The 22423-nt window shown below is 68.6% G+C and carries 23 protein-coding genes and 1 pseudogene; 13 read left to right on the forward strand and 11 right to left on the reverse strand.

Annotated elements, in window-relative coordinates; genetic code table 11:
• Positions 1-67 precede the first annotated feature (67 nt).
• Genes ACFY1L_RS04835 through ACFY1L_RS04850 form a run of 4 tightly spaced genes read right to left on the reverse strand, consistent with a single transcriptional unit; the run spans position 68 to position 3677 of the window.
• Positions 68-1480, reverse strand: a complete 1413-nt coding sequence (locus ACFY1L_RS04835; protein ID WP_388818154.1) for an amidase family protein — start codon at positions 1478-1480, stop codon at positions 68-70.
• Positions 1477-2685 carry an MAB_1171c family putative transporter gene (locus tag ACFY1L_RS04840; protein WP_388818157.1) on the reverse strand — a complete coding sequence of 403 codons (1209 nt, stop codon included), beginning with the start codon at positions 2683-2685 and terminating at the stop codon, positions 1477-1479. Before ACFY1L_RS04840 ends, ACFY1L_RS04835 begins: the two co-directional genes overlap by 4 nt.
• Complete coding sequence (locus ACFY1L_RS04845; RefSeq protein WP_388818160.1) at positions 2682-3194, reverse strand: hypothetical protein; 513 nt, start codon at positions 3192-3194, stop codon at positions 2682-2684. The genes ACFY1L_RS04840 and ACFY1L_RS04845 overlap by 4 nt, the downstream gene beginning before the upstream one ends.
• Before the next feature lie 42 nt (positions 3195-3236).
• Positions 3237-3677, reverse strand: coding sequence for a hypothetical protein (locus tag ACFY1L_RS04850; RefSeq protein WP_052425335.1), 441 nt, complete (start codon positions 3675-3677; stop codon positions 3237-3239).
• Between the two features lie 1150 nt (positions 3678-4827).
• Here ACFY1L_RS04850 and ACFY1L_RS04855 point away from each other — a divergent pair.
• The 10 genes from ACFY1L_RS04855 to ACFY1L_RS04900 all read left to right on the forward strand — a co-directional run bounded on the left by ACFY1L_RS04855 (position 4828) and on the right by ACFY1L_RS04900 (position 13128).
• Positions 4828-5733 carry a helix-turn-helix domain-containing protein gene (locus ACFY1L_RS04855; RefSeq protein ID WP_388818164.1) on the forward strand — a complete coding sequence of 302 codons (906 nt, stop codon included), beginning with the start codon at positions 4828-4830 and terminating at the stop codon, positions 5731-5733.
• A gap of 5 nt (positions 5734-5738) precedes the next feature.
• Positions 5739-6431 carry a hypothetical protein gene (locus ACFY1L_RS04860; protein WP_388818166.1) on the forward strand — a complete coding sequence of 231 codons (693 nt, stop codon included), beginning with the start codon at positions 5739-5741 and terminating at the stop codon, positions 6429-6431.
• Between the two features lie 148 nt (positions 6432-6579).
• Positions 6580-7215 (forward strand): WhiB family transcriptional regulator, encoded by a 636-nt coding sequence (locus tag ACFY1L_RS04865; RefSeq protein WP_388818169.1) that lies wholly within the window; start codon positions 6580-6582, stop codon positions 7213-7215.
• Positions 7212-8918 carry a hypothetical protein gene (locus ACFY1L_RS04870; RefSeq protein WP_388818172.1) on the forward strand — a complete coding sequence of 569 codons (1707 nt, stop codon included), beginning with the start codon at positions 7212-7214 and terminating at the stop codon, positions 8916-8918. Before ACFY1L_RS04865 ends, ACFY1L_RS04870 begins: the two co-directional genes overlap by 4 nt.
• Positions 8915-9106, forward strand: a complete 192-nt coding sequence (locus ACFY1L_RS04875) for a hypothetical protein (protein ID WP_388818175.1) — start codon at positions 8915-8917, stop codon at positions 9104-9106. Before ACFY1L_RS04870 ends, ACFY1L_RS04875 begins: the two co-directional genes overlap by 4 nt.
• Positions 9107-9226: 120 nt before the next feature.
• Entirely contained in the window at positions 9227-9442 is a 216-nt protein-coding gene (locus tag ACFY1L_RS04880) for a hypothetical protein (protein ID WP_388818178.1), read from the forward strand.
• A 302-nt stretch (positions 9443-9744) separates the two neighbouring features.
• Complete coding sequence (locus ACFY1L_RS04885; protein WP_388818959.1) at positions 9745-10101, forward strand: plasmid mobilization protein; 357 nt, start codon at positions 9745-9747, stop codon at positions 10099-10101.
• On the forward strand, positions 10098-11822 hold the full coding sequence (locus tag ACFY1L_RS04890; RefSeq protein ID WP_388818181.1) for a relaxase/mobilization nuclease domain-containing protein: 1725 nt from the start codon (positions 10098-10100) through the stop codon (positions 11820-11822). Before ACFY1L_RS04885 ends, ACFY1L_RS04890 begins: the two co-directional genes overlap by 4 nt.
• A gap of 82 nt (positions 11823-11904) precedes the next feature.
• A complete protein-coding gene (locus ACFY1L_RS04895) occupies positions 11905-12342 on the forward strand; it encodes a hypothetical protein (RefSeq protein ID WP_388818184.1) in 438 nt (145 codons plus the stop codon).
• Between the two features lie 93 nt (positions 12343-12435).
• A complete protein-coding gene (locus tag ACFY1L_RS04900) occupies positions 12436-13128 on the forward strand; it encodes a hypothetical protein (protein WP_388818187.1) in 693 nt (230 codons plus the stop codon).
• 78 nt (positions 13129-13206) lie between these two features.
• On the opposite strand, the gene ACFY1L_RS04905 is transcribed toward ACFY1L_RS04900, so the two are convergent.
• The 6 genes from ACFY1L_RS04905 to ACFY1L_RS04930 form a co-directional block, all read right to left on the reverse strand.
• Positions 13207-14295, reverse strand: coding sequence for a hypothetical protein (locus ACFY1L_RS04905; RefSeq protein WP_388818190.1), 1089 nt, complete (start codon positions 14293-14295; stop codon positions 13207-13209).
• Between the two features lie 161 nt (positions 14296-14456).
• Positions 14457-15143, reverse strand: coding sequence for a DUF317 domain-containing protein (locus ACFY1L_RS04910; RefSeq protein WP_388818962.1), 687 nt, complete (start codon positions 15141-15143; stop codon positions 14457-14459).
• Between the two features lie 78 nt (positions 15144-15221).
• The gene (locus ACFY1L_RS04915; RefSeq protein WP_388818965.1) at positions 15222-15503 is read right to left on the reverse strand and encodes a hypothetical protein; all 282 of its coding nucleotides are present in this window, start codon (positions 15501-15503) and stop codon (positions 15222-15224) included.
• Positions 15504-15607: 104 nt separating this feature from the next.
• Entirely contained in the window at positions 15608-15979 is a 372-nt protein-coding gene (locus ACFY1L_RS04920) for a DUF317 domain-containing protein (protein ID WP_388818193.1), read from the reverse strand.
• A gap of 209 nt (positions 15980-16188) precedes the next feature.
• On the reverse strand, positions 16189-16959 hold the full coding sequence (locus ACFY1L_RS04925; RefSeq protein WP_388818196.1) for a transposase family protein: 771 nt from the start codon (positions 16957-16959) through the stop codon (positions 16189-16191).
• Positions 16960-17045: 86 nt separating this feature from the next.
• Positions 17046-17828, reverse strand: coding sequence for a transposase (locus ACFY1L_RS04930; RefSeq protein ID WP_388818199.1), 783 nt, complete (start codon positions 17826-17828; stop codon positions 17046-17048).
• Between the two features lie 115 nt (positions 17829-17943).
• Here ACFY1L_RS04930 and add point away from each other — a divergent pair.
• The 3 genes and pseudogenes from add to ACFY1L_RS04945 all read left to right on the forward strand — a co-directional run bounded on the left by add (position 17944) and on the right by ACFY1L_RS04945 (position 19776).
• Positions 17944-18916 (forward strand): annotated as a pseudogene (gene add, locus ACFY1L_RS04935) (adenosine deaminase).
• A gap of 80 nt (positions 18917-18996) precedes the next feature.
• Positions 18997-19134, forward strand: a complete 138-nt coding sequence (locus ACFY1L_RS04940; protein WP_388818202.1) for a hypothetical protein — start codon at positions 18997-18999, stop codon at positions 19132-19134.
• Between the two features lie 9 nt (positions 19135-19143).
• Positions 19144-19776 (forward strand): DUF2461 family protein, encoded by a 633-nt coding sequence (locus tag ACFY1L_RS04945; RefSeq protein ID WP_388818205.1) that lies wholly within the window; start codon positions 19144-19146, stop codon positions 19774-19776.
• A gap of 631 nt (positions 19777-20407) precedes the next feature.
• Here ACFY1L_RS04945 and ACFY1L_RS04950 read toward each other — a convergent pair.
• A complete protein-coding gene (locus ACFY1L_RS04950; RefSeq protein WP_388818208.1) occupies positions 20408-22423 on the reverse strand; it encodes a DNA recombination protein RecN in 2016 nt (671 codons plus the stop codon).

Here is a 22423-nt window from a genome sequence, read left to right on the forward strand (position 1 = left end):
CCTACCGCCGTTCCGGGCATCGTCGGCGGCCCGAGACGGGTCCAGCACAGGAACGGCGGCTGCGTCCTCACCCAGAGGCACGAGGCAGGGATGCCAGCGTGTCCGCCACCGCAAGCAGAACGCGGTCCGCGTACGGCCGGCCGATGATCTGGACGCCAATGGGCAGCCCCTGGGTGGTCGTGGTCACTGGTACGACCAGACTGGGGAGGCCGATGTGGCTGGTGAGGTTGGCCCAGCCGGTCTGATCGAAGAAGTTCTGCTCCTGGCCGTCGACCGTAAGGGTGCGACTTCCTGCCGGGATCGCGGGTGTTGGTGCGGCCGGCGTGACGAGGACGTCGTGTTCTGTGAAGAACCGCTGCCAGTCCGATCGGAGTCGGGCGCGTTCTTCGTTCGCGCGCAGCCAGCTGCGGTGGGTTTGGGTCCGGTGGCGGAGGAAGATCGCGCGGGGGCTGGTGTCGTCGTCCTGGAGTTGTCGTGCAGCGGTGAGTTCAGCGGCAGCGGTTTCGTCGTGGACCGTGGCCGTCGCGGTGGCGTGCAGAAGCTGTTCGAACAGGCGCGTGGAGTCGGCGAGGCCGACAGGTCCGGATATGTGTCGGACCAGCGCTCCGGCTGCTATCAGAGTTTCCTCAAGGGTGACGAGGGCCTGTGCGGTCTCATGGTCGACGGGGCAGTTCGGATCCTCGGCCCAGATCGCAATGCGCAGTTCGTCGATACCCTTGCTGGTCGTCGTCAGGTCTACGTGCCAGGGTGTGTCCTCGGCCGGTGCCGGTGTGGTGAGCGCGGTAAGCAGCAGGTCGAGGTCTCGGGAGTGTCGAGCCAACGGGCCCGGAGTGACCATGTCGCTGCTGGTGAGCCAACCCGGCGGCCGGGGAACATGTCCGCGGGCCGGGACGAGTCCGTGTGTCGGCCGCAGTCCATACACCCCGCAGTAGTGGGCCGGTAGGCGCAGCGAGCCAGCAAGGTCGCTACCGAGGTCGGCGGGGGTGAGGTGAGCTGCGACCGCCGCGGCAGGTCCACCGGAGGAGCCGCCGACCGTCCGCGCTGGGTCGTGCGGGTTGAGCGTGGGGCCGAAGAGGGCGTTGTCGGTGTGGAGGTCCTGGCAGTAGGCGGGGGTGTTGGTCTTGCCCATGATCACCACGCCTTGGTGGCGGAGCCGCGCGACAGCGTCGGCGTCCTGGTCAGGAATGTGGTCCGCCAGTTCCTGGGCTCCGCTGGTTGTGCGAAGGCCGGCCGTTTCGAAGCTGTCCTTGATGGTGATCGGGAGGCCTTCGAGGACCCCGTTGGCCTCGCCGCGGGCTCGGCGCTCGTCGGCGGTGTGAGCGGCTTGCCGGGCCGCGTCGTCGTCGCGGGTGATGACGGCATTGATGGTGCTGGCGTCGATCCCATCGAGATGGAGGTCGAGCAGCTCGCGGCTGGAGATCTCGCGGCGGTCCAGGGCGCGCAGTTGGACGTGCGCGGGCTGGCGGGTCAGGTCGGTCATGCGAAGGCTCGCTCGCGGTGGGGGGTGCGGGCACGTTGGCGGGGAAGGTGGCGGGCGACGGCGAGGAGGGCATCGATGTCGTCCATCGGCTGGCTGGTCTCAGGGTCGGTATCGGCGAAGTCGGTGAGCTGGTCGGGATGGGGACGCTCGCCCGTCTTGCGGGCGGCGATGCCGGCGAGTATCTGGTCGGCAGAGACAGCGGCGTTCAGTTCCTCGCCCGAGAGCCCTCGCGCCCTGTAGCGGGCTTCGCTGCTTTCACGGACGCCCGCTTCGAGGTACTGCCGGATCACGAAGCGGCCGTCGCGGATCTCGACCGCCCGTCGGTAGAGCTTGAACCCGATACTGCGGAAGCGGCGGCTCTGGGCAGGGTCGCCCCGGTCGACCGGCAGGCGGATCTCGGGCGCTTCGCTGTAGAAAGCCAGCCACAGGCGGCGCAGGCGGTAGTAGCTGAGGTACTGCCTGAACCGGTACTGCACGCTCTTGGCCTGATCGGTGATCGTGGGCACCAGCCACCCGATCAGGGTGAGCATGGCGCCGACGTCGCCGCACGTCCAGGCGAAGTTCTCCCAGCCGGCGAGGGAGATGCCGAAGGCGCCCGCGATGACGTTGCCAGTCCGCACGCCGCTGTATCCGAAGGTAACGATGGCGCCCAGGGCGACGACCCACAGACCGACGCGGACGGAGGTGCGCTTACTGCGCCGGGCCAGGCGCCAGCAGCCGCGGGCGAGGAGTACCTCGCCGATCGTGTACGCGGTGACGTAGAGGGTGAGGTACGCGGCGTAGATGTTGTCGTGCGCGTAGTACAACGTGAAGTCGATCGGCCTCGGTGCGCTCGGCGTCAGCAGGGCGAAGAGCACCAGCAGCCCCGCGAACACTGCGAGGCCGGCGCCGAGCCAGGCCCGCGCTCTCCTGCGGGCGATGTCCGGGGGCGATCCCCAGTAGGTGAGGACCACCTGCTGGCAGGCGATCAGCGCGATCACGCAGCCCTGGGCCAGGGGAACGGAGAGGTTCACGGTGCCCAGGACGCGGTCGAGGTAGTTCCACATCGGGGTGATGGAGAACAGGAACGACAGGCCCGACAGCAGGAAGACCGAGGCCAGGGCCGTGGTGGCGGGATCGCGGCGACGGGCGGGGATATCCCTCAGGAGGCAGAGGAATCCGAGGATGGCGACCACGAGGCTGATCGGGTGGAGCAGGTCCTTCACGGTCGGGCCTCCCGCCTGCGCAGCAGGGTGTGCGCGACTCGGTCCTGGACCTCGTCGCCGGAAGACTCGTCGCTGCGCAGCCACCGGTCGATGATCCGGCGCTGGAGAAGCGAGGCGAGGAGCTCGGTCTCGTGCTCCTCTGCGTCGTCGTACTTGGTCCGCCCCAGCATCATCTGCACGATGGTCGGGTCCATGGTGGTGATGAGCGCCGGCGCCAGGGCGGACAGCGGGCGGGCCTCGTGGTGGCCGAGGAACAGGTGCATGAACTCGTGAGCGATGATCTGATCTTGATGCAGGCAGCTGGTGCGTGGGTCGTAGAACACGTAGATGACGGCCTCCAGGACCGCACATGCCCCGCAGACCGACGGCGCCTGCTCTTGGGGTTGCAGGATCACCTCGCGTCCCGTGCGACGGGAGACCTCGTCGCGGAGGTCGCGGATGTTCGTGACGTCGGGGAGCTCCAGCGCGGCCAGGGGGTCATCCTGGCGCCACCTACCCGTGGACCACATTGTCATTCCTTGATCATTTTCTGAACCATAGCCGGAATACGGCTAGTTGGAGGGCGGCAGCCCCTCCATCTTTCGCACGCCGTCCACGAGACCGAGTACCGCCTCCTTTCCGTCCGCCGAGACGTCGGACAGACGGAGGAGTACGTTTTTGATCTTCGAATCGCGGAGCAATTCCAGCAACTTCAGTTCCTCCGCGGTCTTTTCGGCGACCTCATCGTCGAACCAATAGGCGGCAGGCACGCCGAAAAAGCTTGCCAGGGCTTCAAGATGACGCTTCGTCGGATTGTCCCGACGGCCGGTGCGCAGCATCCAGAGGTAGGTGGACGTCACGGTTTCGAGCCCTCGCTCGGCCATCAGCTCGGCCACTTCAGAGTTGCTGTACGGGCCGCGGCCAGGCGGGTGCACCACTTCAAACAGTCGGTTGAGCCGGTCACTGAGCTTCTTCGCGTGAAGACTCGTCGGCTCCTCTGCTGGCTCCTTCATGATCCTTTCCAAGGCGTGTGGCTTAACAGGGGTTCAGCCACTGTACTCCGCGATTAACGCCAGTTGACGCACCGATCTTGATATGAAAAGTTCTACCTCGCAAACGCCCCCCGTGTTTGTACGTCCACCCTTCGGGATGGTCTGTCCGTTTCTACCGATAAGCGCGTATGGCATGCATGACACGCGTCACCTGTACCTAGCGATACTAGTTGCGTCTGTAATTACAGGGCGAATTTGATCTTCGAATGGAAGGCGCAGAGGCAACAGTGGGAAGGCTTAATCCCCTTCGCGATGCCCACGCGAGTATTTCCGTCGGGTCATTCGGGCACTGCGGTGCGCGGCCAGTCCTCGCCATGCTCGTGGACGGACGGCTGACTCTTCGCGGCCGTGCCCGCGCCGGCACGGCACAGCCTCTGCGCCAGCGGTGCGGATGGCTGCTCTCGCCACCATCGCCCACCTCTCCGACACCAGTCGGCGGTACGCCGCCGACTGCCTCGGCATGGCGAGTAGCGCCGAGCGCGCCGTCATGATCGATGCCACGGAACCAGCACGGTCCGCCGCTGTGCCGCGTTGTGGCGCAAGACAGGAGGGGGTGCTGTGAGAGTCATCTCCGAGTGCGTCGGGGCGATCAGCCTGCTGCCTGTGTCGCGGCCCGCTGCCTCCACCCGTAGGCGCAGGTGTCGGCGCCCTCCGGTGCGACTTGTAGAGAGTCCTTTAGCAAGGTCTGGATCTTGCTGCAGGTCCTGCATATGTTCGTCGTCCCTCGGGCTCCCCGCCCGGCGGCAGACGACGCTAGGAGCCATGTGCGGAACGCGCGATCCAGCCGGGTGAGATAGCCCCGAACACAGCGACGGCGTCCAAGGAGCGGTAACTCCCGGACGCCGAACGCCAAATGGTACTCCTGCCCCGGCAAGGGCGGAGATTTACCCACCTTCACCGTACCGGTCCTTTCCTACGAGGCACACCGGCACGGGTTTCACTACGGAGGAGAGTCTTACATGCCGCCTGCCCTGCGCAAAGGGCCGGTGCCCCCGGCTCGCGCGGCAGCCGTCCTCGCTTCGCCGCCTGGCTCCCTGGACGCGCATCGGTTGCCCGGCGCCCTCGCGCCGGAGCCGGCCCCCAGCACCCGGCCGGTTTGGGCGGTGACCCGATGAGCCGGGACACCCGCGAATGGGCTTGGGAGTACAGCGCCAGCCGCGGAAACGCGCGCCTGGTTCTGCTGTCGATCGCCGACCGGATCCCCGACGAGCAGTGCGTCGCCTGGGCGTCCCTCACCTCGCTGATGAAGCGTACGAACGCGAGCCGCAACGCCGTGCGCGGCGCCCTGGTCGCGCTGGCCGAGAGCGGCGAACTCGAGGTGCTCGACGACCTCGGCGGCCCGCAGCACAGCACGGTCTATCGGCTCCCGCGCGCCGCTGCATGGCTGGCCAAGGTCGCGGCGACCCGGGAGAACGACCCCGGCGCGTACGTCGAGCCCCTGACGGACGCCGACCCGGTACCCGAGCTGGACGACGAGCGGCTGCGCAAGCACGGCATCTGGCCGAAGACGGGGTCCGAATCCGACCCCCGTCGTCAGGATCTGACCGGGTCAGAACTTGCACCCCCTCGTCAGAACCTGACCCCTGCCCGGGTCGGAATCCAACCCCCCTCCGGGTCTGAACCTGACCCCCAGAACCGTAGTGAACCGAAGGTGAACCGTAAGTACAGCAGCAGTGGTGCTGCTGACCTCACCTCCGCCGCGGACTGGCAGGTCGACGACGCGAGCCTGTCCTGGGCTCAGCAGCAGGGACATCTCGCCCGCCTCGGCGAGGACGGCGTCCAGGCCGCTGACGCAAAGTGGCGCCACCACCGCAGCACCTGGGGCCCTCGCTCCGCCGCCGCCTGGGCTGCCGACTGGCGGTCCTGGATCGCCCGCGAGCACAGCCCCGCCCCCCAGCGACCGAACCTCTACGCCCTGCCCGGCGGCACTCCCGCGCCGCAGGCCGGCATGACCCGCGCCGACGCGCACATGGCCGCCCTGCTCGCTGCCGTCGATGAACCGACTGGAACGGAGTAACTGCCTTGGACCGCCGCGAAGTTGCTGCCGTGCTCACCTATGTCGGCCGCCTGGACCCCCGCACCATCCGCACCGACGCGGGCGAGGCCCGCGACCAGCTCGCCATGTGGCACGAGCTGCTCGGCGACGTCCCGATGGCCACCGGCCAGGGCTGGGACGTCCGCGAGATGGTCCGCAAGCGCATCGTGAGTTCGCCGTACCCGATCCTGCCGGCCGATGTGGCCCGCGAATGGCAGGCGCACCGCCGCGACCGTCTGGCCCGGCACACCGACCCGACCCCCATGGCCGACCCGGACAATCCGGAAGCCTGGCGAGCGGAGCTGCTGGCGGCGCGAGATGCCGTGGCTGCCGGAGTGGCCGCACCCTCGGCTCACCGCGGGATCACCGCATGGCGACACCGGCCGGGGCTCAAGGACCAGCTGGCCGCCGTCGGCTCCTACATCCCGCCGGCCGTGCGCGCCGAGCTGGCCCCGTACCGCCCGGCCCGCGCCGCCCGCGAAGCCGCCATCGCCGCCGGAGGACCCGACGTCCTGAGCGTGCCGTGCGACTGGTGTCACGCCGACAAGGGCGAGCCCTGCCGCCGGCGTCGCATCAACCTCGACGGAAGTGCCCGGGGCAACGCGCCGCGCGTCACGGCCCACCCCGGCCGCATCGACCGCGCCCTGGCTGCGCAGGCCCGGCAGGCATCCGCCGCCTGACCGCAGCCCCCTTCTCCACCAAAACGTTCCGACTCCGGTACGGCCCCCCACGCCGTACCCCGAGCCCGCCTCGCAGCGGCCGCCGCGCCCCGTCCCGCTACCGGTGGCGGGCGACCCGCACCAGTCGAGGCGACTTCCGGAGACCGTCATGCGCCACATCACCACCAACGACACCCCGCCCCCGACGATCCGGGGCATCGCCGACCACAGCTGGCAGGAACGGGGCTTGTGCCACGGCCTGCCCGCCAAGGACATCGACGAGCTGTTCTTCCACGCGGCCCGCGACCGCGCGGCCATCGACGCGGCCAAGGCGATCTGCGGCAACTGCCCGGTGAAGAAGGCGTGCTTCGACTACGCCCTCGACAACGAGATCCGCCAGGGCATGTGGGGAGGGCTCACCGAGGACGAGCGGCGCCCCTGGCACGCTCGAGTCAACAAGCGCCTGGACTACAGCCGCGTCAAGGCCGCGTTCGAAGGCCGCGACGTCCACCTCAGCGACGCCGAGCGCGAAGCCGTCACCCGCCACGCCTACGTACGCGGCTGGAGCCCCGAGCGCCTCGCCTACGCACTGCGGCTCGACCTCGACTGGGCGCGCGACCTGATGCGCAACGCCGCACACGCCGTCGCCGACCGCGACCGCTACTGGGGGCAAGTCGACCCGGCCGAGGCAGCAGACGACGAGTACGCCGAGGACGAAGCCGCCGAGGACGCCGCCTCCCCGGTGCAGGTGCCCCGCCAGGCGCAGACCCACGCCCTGATCGCCGCTCTCCGAAAGGCCGCATGACTCACCCCATCGCCATGCCCTCCCTCCTCTCTGGCAGCGAGCCCGTCCACCTCGTCGCAACCGTCGGCGTGCTCGCCCTGGTGCTCGGCGGATGGTCGATCCGGCGTAACCGGACCCGGGCGAGCGGCCCACGCGCCGGCGCCCCCGCGGTCTGGGTCGCGGCCCTCGCTGCCCTCAACTGCACCGCCTACAGCGCCGACACCAGCTGGCGGTTCGCCGCCGATTATCTCGACATGGCCGGCACGGTAGAGCGGGCCATGATGTTCAGCGCGGCCGAGCTGGCGCTATTCGCGACGGCGCTGATGGCCCGGCAGAACCTGAAGACCCAAGGAGCACCCGGCCTGCCGGGTGGCCTGGTCTGGGTGATTACCGGGGTGCAGGTCATCCCGGCATACGCCGAGTCAGGCACGGTGGGCGGCACCGTGCGGGCCTTCGTCGGCCCGGTCATGGCGGCCGTGCTCTGGCACCTGGCCATGGGCATCGAGCTGCGACTGCACAAGCCGGACGCCGCCTCCCAAGGGCTCCTGGCCACGCTCGGACGTGAAGTGCGGGAGCGTCTCCTCTCGCGCCTGGGCGTCGCCACCCGCAACCGCGATGCCGCGCAGATCACCAAGGACCGCGCGACCCGGCGGGCCGTGGCCCTGGCCTCCCGGCTGGCCGGGATACCAGAGAAGGAGCGTGAGAACGGCCGTGGCAGCCGGATCACGCGGCGGCTCCAGTCGGCTCTCGCACGATCCGGTGTCGGCACCGACCCACAGCAGCGTCGCGCGCTTCTGGAGCAGCTGGCCGCCCGTCGGCACGCCACGGAGCTCGCCACCGTGGTCCTGCCGTCGCCCTGGATTCAGCCCGCGCGGGACCAGGACGCCGATCGCGGGGACCGGTCCCCTCTCCCTACGTCGATCGCGACTCCGTCGGCGAACGGGACGCAGGCGAGTGCGTGGGTGAGCGCGGTCCCCGGCGACGGTCCCCGAAGCACCGCATCGATCGGGGACCGTACAGAGGGGGACCGCCCGGAGCAGGGGACGGGACGTGAGCCCGACGGGGACCGTCCCCACCCGGACTCCGTCGGCAACGGGGACCGAGCCGCCGAGTCCGGCTCAAGCCTGCTGCGCGAGGGCCAAGAAGCGGCAGTCGGGGACCAAGACACCGTGTCCGCCAGGACCGAGGAGCCCGACGACGGCGCGAGCGGCAGTGCCGAAAATGTGCACGAAGCTGCTGCTCAGGAGGGCACAGGCCCGTCCCCGGCGGCCATCACCATCGGGGACGAGGGCCGGGAGCACCCGAACGCCGAAACGGGGACCGAACCCAACGGGGACCGTCCCCACACCGTCCCCAACGACGACGGGGACCGCGAACACCCCGACACCGAAACGGGGACCGAACCCAACGGGGACCGCCCCCACACCGTCCCCGTGCGGCAGACGCCGAAGGCGAGGGCGTCCCGGAACCGGCCGCGCGGCGGTCAATCCCAACGGTCCCGGAAGCAGCCGAAGCTGAGCGTGGAGGAGATGGTCGAGCGGGTCCGTCCCCATGTTCCCGCGCTGCTGGAGCGGGACGGCAACGAGTCGCTGACCCGGGTTCAGCTGCGGGAGATCCTCCGTGCCCAGCAGATCCGGGGAGGGCGGAACGAGCGTCTGACGCCGGTTCTGCAGCGGCTCCGTGACGAGGCGGGCACCACCACGGCACGGAGTACGGCCCGATGAAGACCTGCCAGCGTCTCGCACACATCAAGGCCAGCTTCGAGCAGGACATCCGGTTCCTGCACGCTCACGCCGAGCGTCACGAGGGGTCCGCGCCAGCGAAGACCAGCGCGAAGAACGCCATGTCGGTGAAGCGGAACATGGCGCGGGCCTTGCACCGACACCTCGACCGCTGCCCCGAGTGCGGCTGACGGTCCCAAACAAGCAGGTCAGGAGCCTACTTCCGCCTATCGATCCGGTGGCCCGGCCTCGGCCGGGCCACCGCCGCCGCACTGAAGGGACCCGCTATTCCTGCCCGTCACCACCCGCGTATGCACCTACCGTCCACCGCCGAGGCCGCCGCCTGGGCGGAGGTACTCGTACGCCACCAGCTCCTGTACGCAGCCGTGCTGGCCCCCGGCGGCCAGTGGCTCGTCCAGCACCGCGCCGAATCCCTTGTCCACGTCCTCCACGGCCCGAGAGCCATGGTCGATCTGGCCGCCGAAATCCAGCACCGCATCCGCACCACGAGGAACCGCACCCGATGACGAATCCGACGACAAGCCCCACTCCCCCGCCAGGTGAGCCGGACACCAACTCGACCTCACCGCGAGCAAGTTGGTGCAAGAGCATTGCTCCCGGTGGGAGCAATGCTCTTGCGTCTCCCGCCCCGGGGGTGGCGGGGGAGGATCGGCACCAGGGGGCGCCGATCCGTCAGAATGCGACCGAGGGCGGCTCGCATCCTGAAGAAGGGGAATGCCACTCCTGCCACAGCGCCGACTGCACCCACGCCATACCGCCCAAGCCCCACGTCCAGCAGCGTGAGCGCCTGCGCGACGAGAAGAAGCGCATGCACCAACCGAGCTGCCGCATGAACGACGAGGAGTACCAGCTCCTCGTGCGTGCCGCTGCCGCCTGCAACATGAGCGTCGCCAAGTACCTCGCCCGCGCCGCGCTCAAAGCCGCCCGCAACCTCGACCGCACCGCCGCAGAAATAGCCGGCGAACGCGACATGCTGAAGGGGCTGTTCGACCTGCGTACCGCACTGAACCGGATCGGCAACAACCTCAACCAGGTTGCGGCAGCCCTCAATTCGGACGAGCCCGCGCCACAGGCCAGGGCAGTGCTCGCTCGTGTTGACCAGGTCTCCTTGGATGTGGACGTACTCGTCCAGCGCTACCTGGACGGCGGGCGTCCGGCTGCATGATCCCCAAAGTCCACGACATGGGCACGGACACCCGCGGCCTGGTGGCCTACCTGTACGGCCCCGGCAAGGCCGAGGAGCACATCGACCCGCACCTCGTTGCGGCGTGGGACCGCCTGGCCCCCGACCCCGGCCGCGACCCCAAAGCGACATACGGCAACCTTCAGCGCCTGCTCGACCAGCCCATCATGGCCCTGCCCGAAAGCGCCAGGCCCGCCGAGCACGTCTGGCACCTGTCCGTACGCGCTGCCCCCGAAGACCCGATCCTCACCGATGAGCAGTGGGCGGACATCGCCCGCCGCATGGTCGCCGCCACCGGCATCGCCCCCGAGGGCGACGACGCCGCCTGCCGCTGGGCAGCCGTCCGCCACGCCGACGACCACATCCACATCATCGCCACCGTCGTCCGCCATGACGGCCGCCAAGCCCGCATCCGCCACGATGGCGCCCGCTCCCAGGCGGAGGCTCGGAAGATCGAAGTCGACTACGGGCTACGCCGGTTGAACACCGGCGACGGAACCGCCGCCAAGCGCCCCACCAGCGCCGAACGCCATAAAGCGAACCGCCAGGGCAAGGAACGAACGCCACGCGAGGAATTGCGGGAGACGGTGCGCCGCGCCGCCGCCGGCGTTGCCAGCGAGCAGGAGTTCTTCGACCGCCTGGCCGCCGCCGGCCTCCTGGTCAGCCAGCGCGTCGCACCCTCCGGCGATCTGCTCGGCTACAAGGTCGCGCTGCCCGACGACCGCAACGAGGACCAGGAGCCGATCTACTATTCGGGCTCCACCCTCGCACCCGACCTCTCCCTACCGCGCATCCGCGAGCGATGGGCCGGCAACGGCTCCGGACCCGACCCCAAAGCCGCCGCGGACCGCTCCTCCGGCTCGACGCGTGTCAACCCGTCGACCGCGCGGCGCCAGGCGACGACGGCGGTCTGGCAGGCCGTACTCGTCGTCGACCAGAGCGACGACGGGCAGATCGCCGCGCAGATCGCCGCGGCCGGCGAGGTCCTCGACGCGCTCGCCAAGACCTCGGCCGCGCACACCCGGCGCGAACTGCGAGATGCCGCCTGGGCGTTCGAGCGGGCCTCCCGCTCCCACATCCGGGCCGAACGGGGCCACGACCGTGGTCTGCGGCAGGCTGCCCGTGACCTCGTCTACGGCGGGCCGGCGCTCGGCCGTGGGGAGGACGGCGCCACCACCGCCATGTTGATCGACATGGTGTTCTTCCTAGTCACAGCCGCCGCCCACTGGCACGGGAAGAAGGAGCACGCCCAGCAGGCCGCTGCTGCCCGCCAGGCCGCCGAGCACCTACGCGCCGCTTACCAGGCCGCCGCGCCGATGTACCTGTCCGTCATGCACCAGCGCGGTCGGCGTCTGTCCCAGCCCCTGCAGCGCAAGCAGGCCGCCTACCTGCGCCAGGCCGTCCCGGAGCTGGCCGAGCAGGTCCTCACCGAGCAGGGCTGGTACGCCCTTGCCGCCACGCTCGCCGATGTCGAGCACGCTGGGCACGACCCGGCCGCGCTCCTAGCCGAGGCCGCCGAGCGACGGGAGTTGGACACCGCAGACTCGATCAGCGACGTGCTCGTGTGGCGGCTGCGGCGCATGGCCGATCTGCCCGCCGACCCTTCCGCCATGCCCGAGCACACGGCCACCGCGCCCACCGCCGCCCGCGGTGCTGCGCAGCGCGCGACGCATCGCACCGACCGTCCCGCCAAGTCCCGCTGAATTCAACATTCTTAGAGTTGCAGCAGGTCAGGGACTTGCGGCACTCTCCTCGTGCAGGCGAGACGACAGAGATGGAGACGGCATGTTCCGACGCAATCGTGCGGACCGAGACTTCCGTGAAGCCCAGCGTGCCGGCCAGGCGGTGCTGGCGATGCACACCGAGCTGCCGCTGCCGGACGCACCCGGCCCTGTCGCTGCCTCGGCTGCGCCGGCAGCCACGGTGTTGCCCGACTTCCTGCCGCCGGACTTCCGGGCACCGTCCCGCCAGGACGTCTCGGGGTTCATGATGCGCTGGGACCTGCCGCTCGTCATCGACGGCGAGGTCCACGCGTGCCACTGCGGTGCGTACCGGAACTGGATCGTCTTCAACATGCGCGACGGCTCGGTGTGGCTCCGCTGCCCGGTCGGCCACGAAGCGGAGGAGATCCGGCTGAACACCGCCTGGTACAACCACAACTCAGGTCCGGTCGACCACTTCCACCCCACTCTCGAAGACGGACTGCGCCACCTCGGCCGCTGAAGCCCGAAACCCCTTCTCCCACCCCTGCGTTCGTCGGCACCCGGAGGGCCGACTCGGTCAGACCGTCCGTCTCGCACTATCAAGGGGTTCCGCATGCGCTGTTCCACCACGACCGCCCTCAGCCTGAGCGCCCTCACCGTCCTCGCCCTGACCGGCTGCTCCAGCAGCACCGAGCCCGCCGGAGCCTCGGCGACGTCCTCTGCACCCGCACACCGGGGCGGCGCACCCTCGGCATCCGCGCCGCTATCCTCCACCGAGCTGAACAAGCGGCTGCTGAACGAGAGCGACCTGGGCGAGGGCTACTCCCACAAGCCCGAGCCCGCCCTCCGGAACGACGACGTCACAGTCATCGGCTGCCCGGCGCTGGAGAACCTGGGCAGCAACGCGGCCACCGGCTCCGGCTTCGACTTCACGCGCAAGGCGAAGGAGTCCTTCACCTACACCGGCAGCAGCAACTCCGAGGTGAGCGAGGAGCTGTACAGCGACGGCCCGGCGAAACTGTCCAAGGGCATCGGAAAGGTCTTCGACGCGATGCTCTCCTGCCCCTCGTATCAGGTGACCTCGGGCAGCACGGTCGTCGAGATGGGCACCGAGAAGACGTCCGCGCCGAACCTCGGCGACGAGCAGTGGAGCCAGCTGCTCACCTACTCCGCCGGCGGACGGCGCAGCGTCGTCAAGCAGACGGCGATCCGCACCGGCAACATCCTGGTCATCGTCTCCGGCTCGCCGGGCCTCGTCGACGCTCACCTGGACAAGGCGCTCGCCAAGGCCCGTACCGCACGCTGACCCGCTCCTCCAGCTGCCCCGGAGTCCAGGCCTGTCCGTCCGACAGGCCGGACACCGGAGTTTCGGCGTGTGAGGCGATCAGCTGGCGAAGCGGAGTTCGCCGGGCTCGTAGCGGAGTTGGAATGTCTGGGCGTGCTCCCCGTCCATCCAGTACAGGGTCATGGTCGACAGCATGCTGCGCTTGACATACCGAGTCCGCGCGGGCATCCCTTCGTCCTGTTCGACGATCCAGGCTTCCACCCGCTCCGGCAGACCGAACCTCAACGCGTATGCAGTTGGGTGCTCCGCGGAGCGCAGTTCCCAAACCGGATGTGACGCTGCCTGATTGATGCGACGCAGGCGCACCGCGTGCGTGGGGTGCGCTCTCCCGAAATCCACGAAGGCGTACAGATCATCCGAGGCCAGTCCCAAGACGAACGGCGCTGCAGGAAAGGCCAGGACAAGCCCCAGCTGCGACCGGCTGTGCAGGGCCTGCGCCAGGTAATCGAGTGGTACGCGGAACGTATCGGTCAGGTCCACGGCGTCGTACATATCCAGCAGCGGGCCGCGAAGGTACGCCCGTATGTCGCGCACCTTCGGCCGCTCGGCCGCCGGAGTCACTTCGAGTGCTGCGTGAATCGTGTCGGCGGTGGTCTTGACGAGATTCCGCAGTACAGCGAAGTCCGGTGCGGAGAGGTCAATCAGGGATATCTGGTGGGCCAGAGCGTAGTCCTGCGCCTCCAGGCTGAAGCCGGACGTAGAGAAGATCGCGTAGCTATAGCGGTATCGCGTCCGCGGCCGGCCAGTCCCTGGGGCGGTGAGCGTGGTGGTCTCGCCCTCGTTCACGTCATGGATCACACCGTGACCGTTGCGTACAGTGGGCAGACCAACTGGCGTTGTGGTCAGGTACTTTGCCTCCACGAACAGGCGGACAGGCAGTGAGAACGGCGGGACGTACCGGAACTGTCCGAGCGCGTCGACCTGGTGCCACGCCCCGCGTCCACGGACCAGCAGACCGTTCTTGTCCTCCTTCAACACCTTCCATGGCTCTTTGTCCTTGTCGTCGTTAGCCGTGAGGACTTCGAAGCCGCTGGACCGCAACAACCAGGCCAGCACCTCCTCCAGGAGGTAGCCACGCAGTGGTCCTTTGCCGATTACTTTGCCTGCCACGACGGCGATCGTACGCACGACCTGGATCTTGGTTCCAGGGCGCCGTCAGGGATTCGCTGATGCCGGTACGGCGAAGGCCCGGTGGTTCCACTCCCGTGAAGGGAGTGGAACCACCGGGCCTGGAAGAGGGGACATCCCCCGCCGATTCCCCGCCTCGGTCACCGGCTACGAGCAGGTCGTCAGCCGCGTCGTACGACGGTGAGACGGTCCTCCGCTCCCTCGGGCAGCGTGCGACGCGGTACCGGACCGGGTGCTGCGAGGGACGAGGCGAAGGCCGCGACCAGCTCGTGCGGGGTACTCGCGCTGAAGCTCGCGCACCACAGGTACGGCGCCCCGAGCACGGGCTCCGTCCACGCCTGCCACCCCAGAAGGTCATCACGGGGGTCGGCGTCGTGGATGAGCGGCGGCAGCATCTCCAGCGAGACGTTCGTGGAGAAGCCGGGGTCGGTGGCGGTCGTGTGCGGACGGTCCATGTCGCGCAGCCAACCCCGCGCGCTGAGCGCGGTGAGCACCGACTCGGCGTTCTCGAGCCCGGTATCGGGTGTCTCGCTCGCGTCGAGCGCGAGGAGGAAATCGGTGAGCGCCTCGTGCGGTATGCCAGCAGTGAAGTACGCGTTCCACTCGGTCAGGGCCGAGGCGGCGTGCAGGCGAGCGGAGAGCTGCCAGGCCACCGAGAGACCGCCCAGCTCGAACGGGTAGGCGGCGAGGATCCACTCGGCGCCGCATAGGCCGTCGGGGCTCACATAGAGCAGGGTGTTGCGGGAGGTCGGCCACATGCGCCAGCCGAGCTCGGTCAGTGTGTCGCCGATTCGCTCGGCGAGGACGCCGTCATCACCGGCCAGGTGGCGCGGGGTGACCCAGTACACCGGATCCGGCAAGGTGGGGTGGGATGGATCGATGGGATGGTGCGGATGCAGGGGCGCCTCCGTGGGTTCGGGGGTGAATCACTGGCCGCCGTTCGGCCCGGCCGCGCCGCGTCGGCGGCGCGGGGGCGCCTCGACCGGGTCCTGCCAGGTCAGCGCGACGGCCACGGCGGGCGGCAGCGAGCCGAACTGCTCGGCCTCCGGGGACTCGGCGATGTAGACCATCGGCCGACCATGCTCGTCCACCGTCTTCTCCACGCCGCCCAGACGGTGGGCCATGGGGAAGAAGGGGTTGATGGCAAGACGGACGGGTGTGTCGCGGTCACAGGTGGACAGCAAGTCGAGGATGTCGCCGACGGTCATCTCGGGCGAGTGCGGGTCCAAGGCGTTCTCCTAGCGGTAGCGGGCGAAGCCGCGAGAGCAGGGGCAGGGTACGCGTCGCGTATATAAGGAAGAGAATGCGCCCGTCACAGGGGCCGGGAGGTTGACAGGATCCAGGCCACGACGCCGGCAACGATCTCCGCTGGCGTGTCCGTACCGAAGGCCATCCGGTAGCCAGGGACGTTGGCGGTACCGGTAACGGCGATGGCCCAGCCCTCACCCGTCACCCAGTCTTCGTCAGCGCCGCCGGGCCGGCCGTTCGGGAAGTAGCCGAGGTAGAACCGGCCGTCGCGCGAGCTGACGTGCACGTCGGCGCGGTCGTCGACGATGTGCGTGAAGTCGGCCTCCGAGAACTGGTCAATCACCTCCATCGCCTGGCCGGCGCCGAGCTTCCAGGAGCGAAGCCGCAGGGCCGCGACCGTCGTGGCGAATCCAGGTTGCGCCGCATCCAATGCCACAGCATCACCTTTCTGACCTGGGGTTTTCCGGAAGGTCGTTCAGGTTGACATGCCGTTGCAGCGTCCACCAGTCCTTTGGGCGATCTTCCTTGTCTGCCACCGGCGAACTGTCCGTTGACGGCGATGTGGGATCTCAAGTTCGGCTGCCTAAAGGGTGTTGCACAAGGCTGTGTTTGGGCAGGTCAGAGGCTGTGATCGCGATCTTCTGGTCATGATGCGAGGGCGAGGTTGTGCATGTGGGCGACGGCCTGGACGGCGTGGTGGAGGCCGTCGCCTCGTTGCCGGCAGTCGCGAAGGACCTTGTAGTTCTTCATCCGGCCGATCACATGCTCCACCCGGGCACGCACCTTGCGGTGGGCGGCGTTGTCGTCCTCCTCGCCCGGCAGCAGGGGCCGGTGCGGGCGTTTGCGGTGCGGCACGACCATCCCGCAGTTGAGGTAGGCGCCGTCGCCCAAAACGGTCACGCCCTGGCAGTGCACGGCGAGGCCGGAGGCCCGCCAGGCATGCGCGTCCGCGGTGGTGCCCGGCACCGGGCGGGCGGCGGCGATCACAAGGCGGGTGTCGGCATCGACGATGACCTGCACGTTCGCCGAGAACCGGTAGTTGCGTGACGAGGAACCGACAGTCCGGTCGCGGACCGGGACCAGGGTGCCGTCCACAATCCACAACCTGTCCGCCGCATCGCCTGTGCGGGAGACAGGCTCCACCGCCAGCAGCGGTCCCAGCCGCTGGATGACCCGGCACACGGTCGAGGAAGAGACACCGAACAGCGGACCCAGCTGCCGCATCGTCAGGTTCGTCCGGTAGTACACGGCGACGATCAGCACCCGCTCGGCCAACGGCAACGACCACGGCCGGCCCCGCAGCGTGCCGTTGCCACCCCGCTCCCGCACCACCTTCAACAGACCCGAGAACTGCGTCATCCGCAGCCCCGTGAACGTCTCCACCCACACCCGCTCAGCACGTAAAACCCCGGCCATGCAAGGGAGATGCCCAGTTCAGAGCCTTGTGCAACACCCTTTAAAGGTTGTCCCGTAAAGTGATCTTCGAGTTAGTGCGGGCGGGATCAGCTGTTCGTTGCCAATCCGTCAAGGACGAGGTTGTGTAGGCGGGCGATGCCCAGCATGGCGAGGTGGACGCCGTCGCCTTTGAGGCGGCAGTCGCGCAAGATCTTCCAGCCCTTCATTCGGGCGAAGGTGTGCTCGACGCGGGCGCGAACTCGCTTGTGGGAGCGGTTGTGTTCCTCCTTCCAGGTAGGCAGGTCGCTTCCCTTTTCGTGTCGGTGTGGGATGAATAGGCCGGTCCCCTGGTATCCGCCGTCGGCGATCGTCATGGTGGTACCGACGGCGGCCTTGGCTCCGGACTCTTCCCAACCGCGGGAGTCGTGCCGATTACCGGGCAAGGGTCGGCCGACCACGACGACCAGGCGGGTGTCGGCGTCGATAACGACCTGGTGGGCTGTGGAGTAGCGATAGTTCTTGGACTGCGCGGCGATCGTGCGGTCGCGGGTCGGCACCAAGGTTCCGTCCACGATGAGCACAGTGTCCTTACGGAAGCGCCTTCGCTGCCGGAGCGCCAGCATCGGACCGAGGTGGTCGATGATCCGGTCTGCGGCCGACTTGGAAATCCCGAACAACGGAGCCAGCTGTCGCATCGTCAAGTTCGTGCGCCAGTATGCCGTGACCAGCAGAACTCGGTCCTCCAGCGGCAGACTCCAGGGACGCCCGCGCTGTTGATCTGCAGCCTGCTCGCGTCGTATCTCGGCTACCAGCTTGGCGAAGCAGCGCGGGGTCAGCCCCGTGAAGGGCTCTATCCAGGACGGCACCGACGCCGTAATCACACCAGCCACGCCGTGATGGTTACATCTCCCAACAGCCGTCACGGGGGAAGCCATAGAGTGAGGCCCCGTGCGAAGCCTGGACTGTCTGCCGAAAGCCCATCTCCATCTTCATCTCGAAGGCGCGATGCGTCCTGCCACGCTCGCGGAGCTGGCGGGCGAGCGTAACCAACGGCCGCCGCATTTCGGCGGCCTCACCTCGTTTGAGCACTTCAACGCCTTGCATGGCGCCGCTGCCCGGCTGGTGCGCGAGGGCCCGCGCAGGAACCTCCTGCGGCTGGTACGCGAGGTGGTCGAGGATGCTGCCGCGGACGGAGCGGTATGGATCGAACCGCACCTCAACCCCCTGACCTACGACGACGATCCGGACGCCGCGCTCGACCTGCTGGACGAGGTGATTGACGAGGGCCGCCGCACGGGCGCCCGGCTGGGCGTCGGCTTCGGCATCCTGGTGTTCGCCCGACGCAACGCGGACCCGTCACATGCAGTCGAGGCCGCCCGCCTCGCGGCCAGACGATCAGGTAACGGGGTGGTTTCCTTCGGCCTGGCCGGAGATGAGACCCGCCAGGCCCCTGAGTCGTTCGCTGAGGCGTTCGCCATCGCCCGCGATGCTGGGCTGAGCCCCGCATGCAGGGGAACTTGCCGGCCCGGCGAGCGTGCGCGCCGCACTCGATGTACTCGGTGCCCGACGGATCGCCCACGGCGTACGGGCAATCGAAGACGCGGCTCTTCTAGCCCGCCTGGCCGCGGAAGGCATAGTCCTCGACGTCTGCCCCACCTCCAACGTCGCCCTCGGGGTCGTCGCGTCCCTGTCAGCGCACCCCCTGCCGCTGCTGCTGCAAGCAGGCGTCCGGTGCACCCTCAACGCCGACGACCCTCTGCTGTTCGGTCCGGGTCTGCTGCAGGAGTACGAAACAGCCCGCACGGCGCTATCCCTTACCGACACCCAACTCGCCGCCGTGGCCCGTACCTCGCTCGAAGCTTCCGGCGCCCCGCGCGCCACTGTGGAAGACGCTGTCACCCGCATCGGCACATGGCTGGACATCTCTGGCCAGGAAACTACGCCCCCAACCCAACAGGCGCGGACCGCCGCACCATAGGGCGCCTTCTGTAACGACCAGCCAGAGATTGCGGGACAACCTTTAATCTCACTGCCCGCTGCATAGCGAAGGCACTCTCCGTGCTTCTCAACGAACTCGCCCACCGTGCACGGCACATCGACCTGGCCGGCGAGCCCCGCCGCAGCACCTCCCACCTTGTCTGGGGTTACGCCTCCCTGCCCGTCTCACTCTCCGCGCGCGGATCATGGGTGAGCTAGCCTGCGCGCATGCGCGGACAGTTCACCGGTTGGCCGGAGCAGGCCATGGACGTGTTGTGGCAGCTCCAGGGCGAACCGACCCACGCGACCCGCGAGCGCTGCCGCGCGGACCGCGAACGCCTGGTCCGGCAGCCGATGATCGCCCTGCTCAACGAGGTCGCGGACACCGACCCCCGGTACGAGGACTTCTCCGTCTGGCACTACCGCACCAACTCCTGGTGGTGGCAGCACCAGGGCGCGGTGATCCGGCTCGGCCGCAAGATCGAGATCGGTCTCCGGTTCTCCCTGGACGGCCTGCGGATCCAGGGCGCCTGGTGGTACCCCGATCCCGGCCAGGTGGACATGTTCCGCAAAGCCGTGGCCTCCGAGAGGAGCGGCCGCGAACTGTCCGCCATCGTCGAGGACGTGCGGAACAAGGGCTACGACATCTCCGGGGACGTGATGAAACGCCCCCCGCGCGGCTATCCGACGGACCACTCCCGTACGAACCTGCTGCGCCACCGTTCGCTGATCGCCGCCCGTCCCCTCGGCTGCGAGCAGTGGCTGCACACCCCCGAGGCGGTCGACCGGGTCCTCTCGGCCGCCGCCGACCTGGATGCCCTGCTGATGTGGCTGGTCCGCCACGTGAAGCGCGCCGCCTGACATCACGAGGGCGCTGGCGGCACGCGAGGAACCACGCCCGTGCCGCCGGCCCCCGCACTCTGACGGTGATGCGCACTTTCAGCGCCGACCGGTCGTCCATCGCCCGATAACCGTCCGGCACCTCGGCCAGGGAGACGGCACCGTCGACGACAGACCCGGATCGAGGGCCCCGGAGAGCGCACTCGGCAGGAGTTTGGGAATGCAGGCGCGGGCCGGGGCGATGCCCCCGCGCAGCGTGACGTTGCGGTCGAGCATCCGGCGGCAGAACGAACTCCGACCGCAAAGCCGTCCTGGGTCATAGCGGGCCGTGAGACATCGCAGGTCAGCGATCTGGCCCTACAGCAAGGTCAGTCGTGTGCAACCTGTTGACCTGGGCCGACTAGGTTGGATGTCAACCAGTGGTGGCGTATCTGGGAGCTGACATCACTTCTCGCCTCCGCTGCCCTCTACCGCGCCATGGTCCGCCCAACCCGTCTGAGACCCGGCAGCCACTGATGCTGACCGACACGCGGCTGCCGGGCTGACGTCAGGATCGAGCCCGCGCTTCAACTGCTGAGTGAGTGATCCGCGACACTGCGCCTGTTGGGGTCAGCCTGCTACCGAGGAAAGGCCCCGTGTTTGGGAGGGCGTTTCACGCGTCGGCTTCTGCCTCTTCGTCCGCACTGGTTTCGTCCTCGATCAGCCCGTACGGCGGACGGTCCTCGTTGCGGCTGTAGCGCACCACCACACTGCTCTCCACCAGCGGTGGCGGGCTGTTGTCGGCGACGATGAGCTGTGCTCGGCTACCGCGCTCTGCGAGCCAGAGGGAGAGGTGGTGATAGAAGTCGTCGATCGCGACGGCGTCCGCGATCACGGCATCGAGGGTGCCGCCGTGGCCGAGGTTCTTCTGGGGGCTGTCGATCATGAGGAATCCCGGGTGTGCGGCCCCTGCTTCGATGGCGATTTCGAAGACTGCCAGCTGCCAGGCCAGGGTGAGCAGCGTGCGGGCGCCGGATGAGGCTTCCTGGTACGGCTCACCGCGCACGAAGGGGGTGAGGTCGGTCTTGATGAAGGGCGTACTGACCTTGGGGTAGCGCCAGGCTCGCAGGAGCTCGCCGTATCGGCCGCTGATCTTGGCGATGACCCGATCGCGGTCGTGGGAGGCGTCTCCGAGTCGTGCGAGTTCCTCTCGGAGACGGGCGATCTGGCCTTCGTGGCGTTCCACGGCGTCGGCCCGTTTGGCAAGTCCTTCGCGGAGTTTGACCGCGCTCTCGGCCTGTTCGAGTTGGCGCAGGACCTGTTCGCGCCTTCGGTGGAGGTCGTCGCGGGCGGCGAGGAACGGTGAGACGGAGGGCGACGTCGCGGCGTCCAGTGCGGCGGCGGCTTCCTCTTCCCGGACGGCCGCCTCTTCCGCCCGGAGTTTGAGTGTGACGAGCGAGGCGCCGAGCTCGTCGATGTAGGTGGTGATCTCCCTGAGGCGGGCCTTGGTGGACCGGGTCTCGGCTGCGACGTCCACCCGGTTGTCTCCGGCCTGGCTGCCGATGTCGACAGCGCCCAGGACCAACGTCCCTTCTGCTGCTGTCAGTTCGTGGCGGCAGAGGCTGCAACTTCCGTTGTTGGCGGTGGGGGGAGCCGACAGCCGGTTCAGGCAGGCGGGGCAGGTGGTGACGCTCAGGGGGTCGAAGATCTGCTGTGCCTCGCCGAGCATGCCGAGCTTGAGGAGATCGTCGGCGTACTGTGCGCGGAGGGGCATCAGGCGTTGGAGCTGTGTTTCGCAGTCCCGCAGGACCGCTGCCGCCCGGTGAGAAGTCTGGGCCGCCTCTTTGTGCTGGTGGCGCAGCTGAGCCGCGAATTCCGTTCCCGCCTGCGCCCGGCGGTCCAACTCCGTGAGCTGGCTCGTGATGTCAGCCAGCTCCTGTTCGTGGACGGCAGGTGTGGGTTCACCGTCCAGTGCGGTGGGAGCCTGCTCCACGACGAAGGTACGGGCTGCTGCGAGTTCGGCTTTGGCGCGGTTGAGCCGGCCACCGAGTTCCTGGATGCGCTGGCCGAGTTCGACGGCGCGATCGTCGTGGACCCCGAAGGAGACGTCGACGACCTGTCGCAGTTTGTGCTTGCGCATGTAGTCGTTCTCGAACAGGAAGTTCTTGTCCGCGACGCGTTCGTTGGGCAGGAAGGCGAGCCACATCAAGTCGCGGAAGCTGAGCGGGTCCGTGCGGGATTCGCTGTTGGTGGGCGCTTCGCGTAGCTGAACGCCTTCGAGCTTGCAGTGACTCAGGAGGAGAGAGGACAGGCTCTCCGGTGCCCCGGGCGGGTCGATGAGCCTGCTTTCGGCCCTGGACGCGGGCCTGCTGTCGAGCGTTCCGCGGCGTACGAAGGCGACCTTCGAGGGCTCTCCGACCGACCGCTCGATCACGTGCGGCTCGCCGGAGAGCTCGACCTCCAGGAGGCATGAACGGACCCTTCGCAGCACCTCCTGGTGGCGGGGGTGCCGTTTCGCGCCGAGCCCGTAGGCGATGAATTCCAGGACCGCTGTTTTGCCGGAGCTGAATGCCCCGGCGATGACGGAGAGGTTCCGTACCTGTTGTTCGGCGGTGAAATCGACGTCGTAGGACCGCTCCGTGCCGACCAGGCGCAGACGGCGGATCCGGATGCCGGGAAGCGGCTCCAT

The sequence above is a fragment of the Streptomyces sp. NPDC001663 genome, from assembly GCF_042893105.1.
Classification (GTDB): domain Bacteria; phylum Actinomycetota; class Actinomycetes; order Streptomycetales; family Streptomycetaceae; genus Streptomyces.